This window comes from Oceanobacter sp. 1_MG-2023, assembly GCF_030689025.1.
Classification (GTDB): Bacteria; Pseudomonadota; Gammaproteobacteria; order Pseudomonadales; family Oceanobacteraceae; genus Oceanobacter.
This window is the reverse complement of record NZ_JAUYWA010000007.1, coordinates 1-13,390: the sequence shown is the minus strand read 5'-3', so window position 1 is coordinate 13,390 and position 13,390 is coordinate 1. Positions and strand designations below refer to the sequence as shown.

General features: G+C 54.2%; 9 protein-coding genes. 2 read left to right on the top strand and 7 right to left on the bottom strand.

What is annotated here, in order from left to right; genetic code table 11:
* Window positions 1-560: 560 nt before the first annotated feature.
* Both Q8W22_RS06435 and Q8W22_RS06430 read left to right on the top strand, forming a co-directional pair.
* Window positions 561-1,337: a TOBE domain-containing protein gene (locus tag Q8W22_RS06435; protein ID WP_305413419.1), complete on the top strand. Its 777-nt coding sequence runs from the start codon at window positions 561-563 to the stop codon at window positions 1,335-1,337.
* Between the two features lie 18 nt (window positions 1,338-1,355).
* Window positions 1,356-1,478 (top strand): hypothetical protein, encoded by a 123-nt coding sequence (locus Q8W22_RS06430; protein ID WP_305451863.1) that lies wholly within the window; start codon window positions 1,356-1,358, stop codon window positions 1,476-1,478.
* Here Q8W22_RS06430 and Q8W22_RS06425 read toward each other — a convergent pair.
* The 7 genes from Q8W22_RS06425 to Q8W22_RS06395 form a co-directional block, all read right to left on the bottom strand.
* Window positions 1,475-2,131, bottom strand: a complete 657-nt coding sequence (locus Q8W22_RS06425) for a CoA transferase subunit B (RefSeq protein WP_305451862.1) — start codon at window positions 2,129-2,131, stop codon at window positions 1,475-1,477. The two genes, Q8W22_RS06430 and Q8W22_RS06425, sit on opposite strands and share 4 nt — an antisense overlap.
* Window positions 2,132-2,167: 36 nt before the next feature.
* Window positions 2,168-2,869: a CoA transferase subunit A gene (locus tag Q8W22_RS06420; RefSeq protein ID WP_305413421.1), complete on the bottom strand. Its 702-nt coding sequence runs from the start codon at window positions 2,867-2,869 to the stop codon at window positions 2,168-2,170.
* A gap of 301 nt (window positions 2,870-3,170) precedes the next feature.
* Window positions 3,171-4,382, bottom strand: a complete 1,212-nt coding sequence (locus Q8W22_RS06415) for an HlyD family type I secretion periplasmic adaptor subunit (RefSeq protein WP_305413423.1) — start codon at window positions 4,380-4,382, stop codon at window positions 3,171-3,173.
* The gene (locus Q8W22_RS06410; protein WP_305451861.1) at window positions 4,372-6,645 is read right to left on the bottom strand and encodes a peptidase domain-containing ABC transporter; all 2,274 of its coding nucleotides are present in this window, start codon (window positions 6,643-6,645) and stop codon (window positions 4,372-4,374) included. The genes Q8W22_RS06415 and Q8W22_RS06410 overlap by 11 nt, the downstream gene beginning before the upstream one ends.
* Before the next feature lie 66 nt (window positions 6,646-6,711).
* Window positions 6,712-8,034, bottom strand: coding sequence for a TolC family protein (locus Q8W22_RS06405; RefSeq protein ID WP_303431399.1), 1,323 nt, complete (start codon window positions 8,032-8,034; stop codon window positions 6,712-6,714).
* Window positions 8,034-10,811 carry a tetratricopeptide repeat-containing sulfotransferase family protein gene (locus tag Q8W22_RS06400; protein WP_305451860.1) on the bottom strand — a complete coding sequence of 926 codons (2,778 nt, stop codon included), beginning with the start codon at window positions 10,809-10,811 and terminating at the stop codon, window positions 8,034-8,036. Before Q8W22_RS06400 ends, Q8W22_RS06405 begins: the two co-directional genes overlap by 1 nt.
* Window positions 10,811-13,390 (bottom strand): cadherin repeat domain-containing protein (locus Q8W22_RS06395; protein WP_305451859.1); only part of this gene is annotated, 2,580 nt, incomplete at its 5' end. The genes Q8W22_RS06400 and Q8W22_RS06395, both read right to left, overlap by 1 nt.

The window sequence follows — 13,390 nt, the reverse complement described above, 5'->3', positions numbered from 1 at the left end:
AACCTAAAACTACACAACGAAAACCAGGAGCAATGCACGTACCAGAGAAAAGCAGAACGAGCCATCCTTCAACGCCAAGCATAACTATTTGATTTTAAAGATATTTCTCAAAAGCACTCAGATAGCAACAGCTCACAGCAGCCGACTTCAAAACGTCATGGTTGTTCAATAGCTGACAATTGTAATCAATAGTTCAAAACCATATAAAAATACCAATAACAAATAATTACGTTTAAAATCAATAACTTGAAAATACACACTATGATTTTTTATATAAAACAAAATCAACAAAAAGCCAGTAACTGTCAGTGGTTGGTTTGATATCGACGGCAAGAACGGCCGCTAGCGCTCAACATGCGGGGCAAAAGCGGAAAACTCACAGCTTGAGCCTGGTACTGACTGTGTCAGTATATAGACAAGCTACCTAACGGAATCAAACATCCCCTCAATCTAGCCATCACTGCCACTAAAAGTGGCATCCGTGTTACAACGGCACTCCTTTTCTTTTCCGTCAGAGGTATACTCGATAAATAACCATACAAATGACAAGGAGATCCAGCATGCAACTGGTTGGACGAATCCTGCTTGATACTGATGAAGGCTCGTTATTGGCAGAAAAACGAGTGATATTGCTCGAGGCCATTGCTCGCCATGGAACAATTCAAAAAGCCGCCCAGGAAATGGGGTTGTCATACAAAGGAGCATGGGATGCTGTCAATGCCATGAATAACCTGTGCGATGAACCTCTGGTTATTCGGGAGGTGGGTGGCCGTCGTGGTGGTGGTAGCCATTTGACCGAACAAGGTCGTGCATTAATCACGCTCTATCGCACTGTTGAAGCCGAGTACCAGAGCCTGCTGGATCGGATGAACAACAGCCTCGGCGATATGCAGCAGTTTCACCGCATGATGAACCGTTTCTCGATGCGCACCAGTGCCCGCAACCAGTTTCATGGCGTCGTAACAGCCTTGATACAAGGGATGGTTAATTGTGAAGTGCGGATGAGACTTGACGATCACACCGAGATCGTCGCCATCGTTACCAACGAAAGTGCAGAAAACCTCGACTTGCGGCTTGGTCTCGAATTGTTTGCACTGGTCAAAACCTCCTATGCCAGTGTTCACACCCAATCTGTCGAGCAGCGCAACTGTTTTGCCGGGGTGGTAGCAGATCTGATCCGCGGAGAACAAAGTACGGAAGTCCGGGTTGATTTACCCAGTGGAAAAAGTGTGGTTGCCGCCGTCAGCAACCAGCAGGCTGACGACCTGGCACTGGCCATGAACCTGCCGGTTTATGCAACCTTCAGCCCCGACAGTGTGATTCTGGCCGTCAGTTAATACCCGGCAGAGACAGCAATGTCTATACGCACCCAGCCCGGCCATATGCCGGGCTGGGTGTTACTACTGATAGCAGTGATACGGATGATCGTCACAGACCGGCCAGCCGGTTCGCTCCAGCCAGAATCCGGCAGTGCCTAAAACTGCATTTCCGGCACGCCGTCTGGTACAACCAGCTTGCCCGCCGTTTTCTCAACAATTTCTTCTACCGACACGCCAGGGGCACGCTCTTTCAAATGAAAGGCTCCGTCTTCAATTTCAAGCCAGGCCAGGTCAGTCAGTACTTTTTTGATGCACCCCTTGCCTGTCAGCGGCAAGCTGCACGCAGGCAACAACTTGGACTCACCATGTTTGGAAGCATGGGTCATGGTAACAATGATGTTATCCGCACCAGCCACCAGATCCATCGCGCCCCCCATTCCCTTGATCAGCTTGCCGGGGATCATCCAGGAAGCAATATTGCCATTGATATCCACTTCAAAAGCCCCCAGCACCGTCAAATCCACATGACCACCACGGATCATGGCAAAGGATTCCGCCGAGCTGAAAATAGACGCCCCGGGCGCCGCCGTTACCGTTTGTTTCCCGGCATTGATCATATCCGCATCCAGCTCGGCTTCGGTCGGAAAGCGTCCCATGCCCAGCAAGCCATTTTCGGATTGCAGCATCACTTCCATCCCATCTGGGACATAGTTGGCCACCAGCGTCGGAATGCCGATGCCCAGGTTGACATAAAATCCATCTTGCAATTCGCGGGCTACACGCTGTGCCATTTGTTCACGAGTAAGGGCCATGATCATCACCTGTTATTAATGGGTTAAGTCGTCGAATCAGCTGTCAGATAGCGTTCGTTTTTCGATACGTTTTTCAAAGCTGCCAACAATCAGACGATTCACATAAATACCCGGTGTATGTATCTGCGAAGGCTCCAGCTCACCCACTTCTACCAATTCCTCGACTTCAACCACAGTGATCTTTCCCGCAGTGGCTGCCATCGGATTAAAGTTCTGTGCAGTATGACGGTACATCACATTGCCATAACGGTCGGCTTTCCAGCCTTTGACGATGGCAAAATCGCCGCGAATGGATTCTTCCAACAAATATTCACGGCCATTAAACTCACGCACTTCCTTGCCTTCGGCTACTGGAGTACCCACCCCGGTAGCCGTATAAAACGCCGGAATACCAGCCCCACCGGCACGCATTTTTTCAGCCAATGTGCCTTGTGGCGTCAGCTCAACCTCCAGTTCGCCGTTCAGCAACTGCTGTTCAAACATGGCGTTTTCGCCAACGTATGACGAGATCATTTTTTTGACCTGCTTGTCTTCCAGCAACACACCCAGACCAAATCCGTCGACCCCACAGTTATTGGAGACGATGGTCAGATGACGGCTGCCTTTGCGTTTGACTTCCGCAATCAGGTTTTCAGGGATGCCACACAAACCAAAACCACCGGCGATGATGGTCATGCCATCTTCGAGCCCTGCCATTGCTTCTTCGTAGCTGCCTACGACTTTATCGAAACCTGCCATTATTATTTTCTCCTTGCTTCATCGTTGGGAAGTGGCCGGGCAATGCATCGATAACCACGGCAGCAGAGCATAATCATGCACTGCCTCTGCTGTCATGTTCGATTATTTATGGGTAGATTTGCAGTTTGTATCAAGTCTTTTGATTTTTTAAATCAATTATTCAAAACTTTTATTCAGTTTTTTAAATCAATAGCACAGTGACCGGGTGGCACCCTGCGTATCAAACTGTGGTTGATCACTGCAAAGCAGCCGGGCTATGCAGGCTGCCATCAAGGCTATCCGTTCCCATTCCAATGGCGAATCACCGCTCACCCAGGGATTCGGTCAAGGTTTTACGCAACGGTTTCAGCAAGTATTCCATCAGACTGCGTTCACCCGCACGAATATCCACGCGAGCAGTCATGCCTGGCAGAATTTCCAACTGCCGCCCAATCAAACTGCGCACCTTGCCGTCATGCATTGCCAAACGCACATGCACCCGATAATAAATATCAACGTTATCACCGCTTTCTTCCTTGAGGGTATCCGCACTGACATACACCACGCTGCCTTCAACGCCGCCGTAAATCGTGTAATCAAACGGATCAAACCGCACCGTCGCCAGCTGCCCTATTTCAACGCGGGAAATATCGGTCGGACTGATCTTGGCTTCCACAATCAGTTCGTCATTCACCGGAACGATTTGCATCAACTCCTCACCGGCGCGCAACACACCACCGATGGTAGTGACCCGTACGTTTTTGACGATACCGTCGACCTTGGACCGAAACACACTGTCATTCAACTGCTGTTGTCGCTGGGTCAGCACTTCGGAGGTTTGTGCCATTTCGTCCTCGGCAGTCGTCAACTCTTCGCTGGCATCTTCAAAAAAGCGATTACGACGACTGAGCAATTTGTTCTCTGCCTCGTTGATTGCGCGCTGGGTGCGGATCACCTCGGAGCGGTTTACATCACCACTGTGCTGCAGCCTAGCCACCAGAGCTGCATCTTCCTGTGCCAGCTCCACTGCCCGGGTCAGGTTGGCGAGTTCGGCTTTCAGGCCATCACGACGCTGCTCAAACAATGCCAGTTCAACCTGTTTCTGTTCATCAAACATTTCCAGAAACGGTGGGAAGACCAATTCAGGTTTCCCGGTCACTTCTGCCCGCAACCGGGTTGCTTTGGCCAACAAGCCCGCCAGCCGTGCCCGCATTTCCCCCACACTGGCCCGAACCCGGGTTTCGTCCAGCTCGGCAATCACCTGGCCAGCCTGAACCCGGTCACCTTCACGCACCTGGATGCTGCGGATCACACCACCATCAACCGACTGGATAATTTGTACCCGGCTGGAGGCAATCACCTCGCCATTCGCACGGGTTACCTCATCGATCTGAAATTCAATGGCCCAACCAATAAACACCACAAAGGTGGCCGCAATCAACCAAACGATCCAGCCACTACGATCCAGGTGATAACGCGCCAGCCGCTGGGCACGACTGGCATCACGATCGTCCATCAAGCTATCAGATAACATTGATCGGGCCTCCTGCCGGTGGTCGACGAGCCGTACCGGATGGCGCTCGCTGGCGCTGGAAAATGGCTTCCGGGCTGTCATCCCGGACAATCCGACCCTGCTGCATCAGCAACACGCGACGCGCCAGCCGTGAGGCCAATGCTGGCTTGTGCGTCGATACCACCAGAATATCAGAAGGCTTGAGATGGGATTCCAGCGCTGTTAATACCTGTTGTTCGGTATCCGGATCCAGCGACGCTGTCGGCTCATCCAGCAACCAGATGGTTGGCCGGGCCAACACCACCCGGGCCATACCGATCAGCTGCTTCTGACCTCCCGACAGACCATCGCCACCTTCACTGATCGGCAAGTCCATACTGTAGGGGCTATCGGCGGCAATACGATCAATCCCCAGTTGCTGGGCCACTTCCAATAAATGACCATCGGCGATGGCACCACCCAATATCAGATTGGAACGCAAAGACCCTTTGAACAAATGCACCGACTGCGGCAAATACCCGACCTGTTGGGCAACAATCGCCGGGTCCATTTCCCACAGATCACCTTGCCCCAGCCGCACCCGACCAGCGGACGGCCGATAAAGGCCGGCCAGTATTTTCAGCAAGGTCGACTTGCCCGAACCGATTTGACCCACCACCGCCACCCGATCCCCGGCCTTGAGCGACAATGAGCCGACATCCAGTTGCAACACCGGCGAATCCGGATAAGAAAAACTCACCGCTTGCAACGCGATCTCCGCCGGAGGCTCCGACGGCATCAGCAGCGATTGCTCTGCCCGTCGCTCGGTATCCAGATCCAGCACCTGATCCACCATTTTCAGCGACTGCTGCACATTTTCCCACTGCGCCATATAACGCACCGCCTGACTGACCGGAGCAATCACCCGCCCGCCCAGAATACTGCATGCGATCATCGCCCCGATCGTCATATGTCCCTCAGCCACTTCATAAACCCCGACCACAACAGCCGCCACATAAGCGACTTGTGACAGACTGGCAGTCGTCAGCTGGATCAGGTTATTCAGCGCTTTATGCTGAATACCAAACCCGGCCACGGTTTCACTGATGGATTGCCAGATTTCAGAAAAACGCCAACTGGCATTCGCAGCCCGAATGGTCTCGGCTCCCTGAATGCTATCGACCAGCAGCCCCTGACGCTCATTACTGCGCTGCATTTCGTCTTTCATCAAGCGCCGCATGCTGCGTTGACCCAGCCAGCCCAGTAACACCGCCACCGGTAACAGCGCCGTATACACCCAGGCTACAGGACCACCAATCATGGCGATAAACACTATAAACAGCAGTGCAAACGGCGTATCAACCAGGGTAAAAAACACCCCGGATGAAAAGAAATGACGCACCGACTCCAGGCCACTGACTTGCGCAGCGATGGTTCCCAGGCTGCGTGGCCGGGTATCCATCTGCAAGTGTAAAAGGTGATCAAACACCTGTTGACTGACCCTCTGATCGACCTCACAGGCGACGCTGTCGAGCACCCGTCCACGCAAAATTTTCAAGCCCCAGTCCAGCAACAGCACAATCACCATCCCGACCACCAGAGTCCACAAGGTAGCCCAGGCCAGGGTCGGTACCACCCGGTCATACACCTGCATGGCAAACAGAGATGTCGCAACCGCCATCAGATTGATTACCAGAGTGGCAACCACCACATGACCAATCCAGCGACGACGGCGCAACAGCGCCGCCACCACCAGACGGATGGACCGACTCCCCGTCAGCGAGATTTTTTCTTGCGCCTTGGCGGCGGGATTGTCCAGCCAGAGCACCACCCCGTCTTCCAGCACCTCCGGTGCATGCAAATGCGCCACACCGTCCACACCGGTCAGAGAAATTTCATGGCTTGCCGGTATCACACCATCCTCTGGCCAGTCGACCGGAGCGGAATCCTCTGCCTGAGACGATGCGCTGGTGGTTGGCTGTTCCAGCAACTGGCGTTCTGCCAGCCACCATTCTCCTTGCCAATGCATCAAGGCCGGCAGCCGCCGCTGATCCATCCGCGCCCAGCGTAATTGCGCCACCCGCAACCCTCGTAGTTGTAATGCTTGCGCCAACAACTGAATGCGCTGAGGCAGCGACACCGGCCCCATGATGCCCTGTGTATTGGCACTCCAGGCCTGCTCCAGCTTCCCCGGTGCAACACTGACCTGGATTAACAACAACAGCCGTTGCAACAGACTGAGAGGCAAGGATTTGCCTATATCGTCCTCCGCAGAAGGCCCTGTAGATTGTTCAATATCTGACATCGTGTCCACGCGTTATTTTCAAATGTTTTGGCATTCCGGGCTGCCCTCAGAGCAGTCTGAAACAAATCAGTGGTATCTATTGATTGGCATCGGTTTCGGTACCGGCGTGACGGGCTCTGGTGCCAGAGCAGGAACCCCGCTACGCTCATCCAGATAACCCGCCATACTGGCCAGCTGCAGTGATGCATCAAGCAAGGTCGATTTAATGGTTGCCAGCTCCAGCTGCCCATAAACCCATTCCCGCTGGGCGTTAAGCACTTCCAGCCAGGTCTTGCGACCGGTTTCGTACTGACGCACAAAAGAATCCAGAGTTTGTTTCAACGCATCGACCGTCAGCTCTTGAGAATGCTGCAAAAGCTGCTGCATTTGCCGGTTCAGCAGCAGCGAGCTCACCTGCTGGCGCAAATTCACTTCGGTCACATACAATGACTGTTCGGCCGCCCGTTTACTGGCCACCGCCGCTTTGGTCTGGGCATAATTGCTGACCCCCAGACCGGCAAAACTGGCTTCCAGCGATAACCCCGAGCGCATCTGGTCATCATCTTCATCGCTGGTCTGGTTAGGCATATCGCGCTCAAGCTGAAGGTACAAGGTCGGCATCGAGCTGTAACGTTGCTGATTGGCTGTCTTGTCCGCAATCACAACCTGCTCTCGCTGGTACTGCAGATCGGCACTGGTTTGTAAGGCATCGTACTGGATCTGCTGCTCATTCCCTGGCAGCCAGCCCTGTTCCGGTACCGCCTCCGTCGAATCTACCGGCACCTGGGTCAATGCCAGCAATGACGTCTCCGCAACGGCCAGCTGCCCCTGATAATTCTGCTCCGTCGACTGCGCCCACAACAAACGTCCCAACGCCAGCTGCACATCGGCATCCGATGCCAGACCGCCATCGCGACGTCGTTCAATACGGTCGTACAGCTGCTGATGATCTCGGGTGTTCTGCTGGGCAATGTGCAACTGCCGACGCAAGGCATCAATCGCAATATAAGCCTGACTGGTTGCTTCAACCAGATCTCGACGAATCTGCAACAGGCCAACATCCTCAGCTCGCCTTTCGGCCTGCGCCAGCTCAATGGCACTGCTCAACTTGCCAAAAGTCAGCAACGGCTGCTGGAGCGTCACCGTGGCCAGATCATCGTCATAGAGGTTATCGGCCGAAAGCGACAGGTTGGGTAAGCGCCCGGACCTGGCCGCTTGCTCACCCCAGCTGCTGGCTTCCAGCGAGGCTTGTTGACCGGCAATGGCCGGATGAAATTTCAGCGCCGCTTCAATCGCCCCCCAAATACCGCGATACTGGCTGGTTTCGGCCGCCACGGAATGCGTAACGGCGAACAACAGCCCACTGCAAATCAGTAAAAGGGCACGATATTTTCTGAATGTATCCGCCATTACCAAGCCTGTTCTGGCAAATCGCCATCAACCCAGTCCTGGGGTTCATCCAACGGACCAAACGGCGACAATGAGCGACGCCCCAGCTGTTCACGGATAGCAGCCGCTTCTTCTTTCTGGCCCGACAACGTCAGCGCCAGAGCCAGGTTATGTTGCCAGGCCCGCTGCCATGGCACCCGCTGTAACGCCTGACGCATCAGACCGATACCGTCCTGAAGATGTCCCTTGCGGCAATAAATCAGCCCCACCAGGTACTGGCAGGCCGCATGTTGTGGATTATGGTACAGCATTTTTTTGCAGCTCCTTTCTGCGCCATCCAGATCATCTGCGTGATACAACGCCACTGCCGCGCTCAAAAAGCCCGGCTCCGGCAACGACAGCATCGAAATCTCATCCCAGATGATTTTGGCATTGGTGCCTTCAGTCAAAGGCCCAAGCTGATTGGCGTAATGTTTCCATTTGGCTTTTGAGGTCTGATAAATCGGTTGCCGTACTTGCCATACACTGGCGGTTTTCACCGGCCGTTCGAGATCACTGTACGCCAGCACTTGTGGCTCCCACGCCACACCAATATATTCCAGCATTCGCCGCGCCTGTCCTTCCGGGTCCTGCAACAGCTGTTCGTATTGCAGCTCCAGAATGCCATCTCCAAACAGCCCATGCCAGTGCTGCATCAGCAGGTTATGGTCTGCCAGTTGCTCGCCAATCCAACGCAGGTCATAGGCGAAGCCCATACCACCGTGCTTGGCCTGGAAATCAATAAAATAGTTGGACAGAGCAATATCACGCGGGTCTCGTCGTACCGAAATAATACGGGCGTTAGGGAAAAGGAATTTGATCAGACCAATATGTTCAAAATTATGTGGCAATTTATCGATCACAAACCGGGCATCCGGCTTGTCAGCCTGAGCCAGATCGAACAGTTCTTGCAAAATACCCTCGGCAATACCATGGCAAACATAAGGCGTCAGATCATCAACACAATCCGGATAGCGCCTGCCAGAACCGATATGACGCTCCCAATTATTCAGCCCCCGGATACGCTGGGGAATAACCCCCAACTCACCCGCCCCCCAGATTTCACTATGGCTGGCCAGCATCTGCTCAACCAGAGTGGTACCAGAGCGCGGCATACCGACCACAAACACCGGCGCCGAAGAGGGGTGCCCATAAGGCTGACCACCATACAACTGCCGATGCTGGAAAAAACTGCGCGAAAAAGCGTAACGAATACGTGCGCACTGCTGCCGATGGGCAACCGGGTCGTAAGGAATATGCAGCTTGCTGGCTTCGTTGGCCTGTCGAACCAACGCCAATGCCTTGTCGTAATTACCCCGTTTTTCCCAGGCCGTAGCCAGCTGGAACAACAAGGACGTTGATACCGCCCCAGACAGACCGGGCCGCTGTGCCAGCTTCTCCAGCCGGTGCAAGGTGTTCTCGTCTTCAGGGAAACGGTGGGCATTGACCAGCCCGGCAAAACCCGCAGCCGGGTCAAACCGCTGGATACGCTCATACCAGTCAATGGCATCATCGACCCGCCCTAATTGCATCGCCAGCTGCGCCAACCCTTGCATGGCCGCAGTGTAGTCTGGAAAATCCAGCAACAATTGGCGCAACGCATGTTCTGCCTCGTCATAATGCTGCCGCTGTAAATCTGCCATCGCCTGCAAATGGCGGGCACGTCCCATCAAGGGAATTCGCCAATGTAATGCCGTGTGATGCAACGACTCGACGGCCCCGTCCACCTCAGTTAACCACTCGGTTGGCTCTTCCACGGCCACTAGTTCCAGAGCTTTAGTGGCCGCTTCATGTGCTTTCTCCGGCGCCGTCATCAACAGGGTTTGCCCCAGCTGAACCCACAACCCCGCCCGTGGTAACTGCTTGTCCGCCGCCACCCGCAACGCCTTCTGCAGCAGCCATCCGGCCTGGGCAATACGCCCCCGCACACAGAGCAGTTCCGCCAATTGCGACACCAGTGTCAACGCTTCAGGATAAACTTTCAGCCCCAAACGTAACTGGGCTTCGGCATCATCATGGCGTTCTTGTCCAGCCAATAAACGGGCATAGCCCGATACCAGCACCAGCCATTCTGATTCCGACAGATCCTGTCCCGCCTGTTGCAGCCAGGCCTCGGCTCGCTGTGGCTCACCACTGGCCAGCCACAGCTCAAGCTGAAGCCCTCGCAAACGGGCTGTTGTGCCATGCAGAGCGCTATCCGGCAAGCGTTCACAAGCGGCCTGTAATCCGGCAATGGCCTGATCCAGCATCTGCTGGGCTTCCGGCCACTGTTGTTGTTGCAAATACAACGAGGCCAGTGCCTGACATAACGAAAAACGCCCAGGTTTGAGCAGCAATGATTGCCGATAATACGCAATGGCATCTTCCATACGACCTTGCTGAACCCGACCAAAGGCCAACCGGGCCAATGCCAGATCCTGTTGTGGTTCTTGCTCAAGCACTGACTCCAGACGTTCACAAGCAACCTCAATATGGCCCAACAGCAACCACACTGCCGCCAGATCCGTTTGAACATCTTCCGTCAAACTCGCAACACGAGCAGCCGGGCCAGCGATCAAACGCTCCGCCTCGGAGTGATTCCCCAGTTGTGCATAGGCCAGCGCCTGCAGTACTTGCAAGGCATCATCGTCCGGTGCCTGCAGTAACAAGCCCTTAACCTGTTGCAGCAGGTGCTCATAGTGCTGATCGTCAACCAAAGCCCGAAGCCGGGCAATGGCTGCGCCATCACCCGCATCTGCTAACGAATGTCCTGTCAGCATCAGACCAACCCCTGTGATGTCATAACGCCCATTGGCATGGTCGTCAGGTAGACTTCATTCAGAGACCGCCCCTCATTCAGATCACTCCACCTTCCATCCCACAACGATACCGAACCGGATAATGCATGGTCCGCCCAGCGGAAAACAAAACCCGACTCCTGCAATGAGAAAGCCGACCCCCACACCGCCATGCTATCTCCGGGAGAACTGAAAGAAGCAACCGCCGAATTATTAGCACCCAGTACCGCACTCCCCGACCCGACCAAGACCACCTGATCATCACTGCCAAGAGCCTCTGCATTGGCCCAGCTGCCCCACTCACTTGAATCGGTATTCAAGACCTTTGTCGAAGAATCCACCCGGACGTAAATGGTATAGCTGGTATCTTCCTCAAACGTCCGGCCACTGTGATCTGACGAACTGCCGTTTACCAGATCAAACACCACCGTACTGGTATCAACCAGAGTGACGGTTTCATCCGCGGCCTGCGATATGTTACCGGCACTGTCGACGGCATAGGCCGTATAATTGCCGCCAGCCAGGCCACTGCTATCAACCGCTACACTGACATCGGCCGTGGCAACGGCCTGGGTCCACAAACTACCGTCTGCAGAGAGAATATCGGCCTCAGTGGTCACGGCCACTGTATCGCCCACCAAATACACCGTACCCGCTTCATTGCTTTGTAGTGTGATCAACTCCCCTGTTTCATAGGTGCTATCCATCACCAGTGTGCCATCGGTATTAAACGCCTGTACAAAGACCGACCAATCACCGTCGCTATCGATCCCGAACCAGGTCACCACATAGGCGCCATCAGTGCCCACCGCAGTGATTTGAGGATCATAGTCATCACCATCGGTATTACCCGGCGCTTCCAGCTGTACCGTGGTGCCATTGAAGGAACCATCGGCGTTAAACGCCTGCACAAAGATCGAATCATCACCGTCGCTATCCTCACCGAACCAGGTCACCACATAGGCACCATCAGTGCCCACCGCGGTGATTTGAGGAGCAAAGTCATGACCAGTGGTATTACCCGGCGCTTCCAGCTGTACTGTGTCACCGTTGAAGGAACCATTGGCATTAAACGCTTGCACAAAGATCGAATAGTCACCGTCGCTATCCTTACCGTACCAGGTCACTACATAGGCGCCAGCACTGCCCACGGCGGCGATTTGAGGATCAACATCATACCCACCCAGTGTTTCCAGCTGTATCGTGGCACCGTTTAAAGAGCCATCAGCATCAAACGCTTGCACAAAGATCGAATAGTCATTGTTGCTATCGACCCCATACCAGGTCACTACATAGTCGCCATCAGTGCCCACCGCAGTGATTTGGGGACTTCTGTCATCACCGGTCGTATTACCCAGCGCTTCCAGCTGTACTGTGTCACCGTTGAAAGAACCATCGGCATTAATGGCTTGCACAAAGATCGAATAGTCACCGTCGCTATCATCACCGTACCAGGTCACCACATAGTCGCCATCAGTGCCCACGGCGATGATTTGCGGATCATAGTCATAACCAGTGGTATTACCCGGCGCTTCCAGCTGTACCGTAACACCGTTGAAGGAGCCGTAAGCATCAAACGCCTGCACAAAGATCGAAGTGTCATCGTCGCTATCCCTTCCGTACCAGGTCACCACATAGGCGCCATCAGTGCCTACCGCGGTGATTTGGGGATCATAGTCATGACCCGTGGTATTATCCGGCGCTTCCAGCTGTACCGTGGTGCTATTGAAGGAACCGTCAGCATCAAAGGCTTGAACAAAGATCGACAAATCATCGTCGCTATCCCTTCCGTACCAGGTCACCACATAGGCGCCAGCGCTGCCCACCGCAGTGATTTGGGGATCATAGTCATAACCAGTGGTATGACCCAGTGCTTCCAGCTGTACCCTGGTGCCGTTGAAGGAACCATCGGCGTTAAACGCTTGCACAAAGATCGACCGATCACCTGAATAGCCAGCACCCTCGTACCCGTACCAGGTCACCACATAGGTGCCGTCAGTGCCCACGGCGGTGATTTGGGGGGCATAGTCAAAACCAGTGGTATTACCCGGTGCTTCCAGCTGTACTGTCGCGAGCGATAACACAATACTGGCTTCTGGGGCTATTTCGTCCAGGTCGTTGACATCAAGGGTAACCGCTTGGTCGGTATGGTTACCGGCTCCATCGCTAGCGGTAACGATGAGTGAGTAGCTGAATTGGGTTTCGTAGTCGGGATCGGCCAACAGGGTCACTTCACCCGTGCTGCTGTTGATGCTGAACAGGGCGGCATCATCGCCCGAAAGCGAGAAAGTCACGCCATCGGAGATATCGCCGGTATCAGTGGCTGTGGCGGTATACACCACCTGCCCGGCGCCGCTGTTTTCATCGATACTCAGAAGCGCGAGAGCGCTGCTGTCGGATTCGTTTTGGTTGCCATCGGTGCTGCTGTTGATCAGGAACTCGCTGCCAATGGCATTGCCATCGGTATCGAAGGTCTGGCCGTAAACGCCCCCTTCGGAGCCATCCTGGTTGTCTGAGGTCCAGCTCACCAACAGGTTGCCGTTGTCCAGCACGGTGACGTT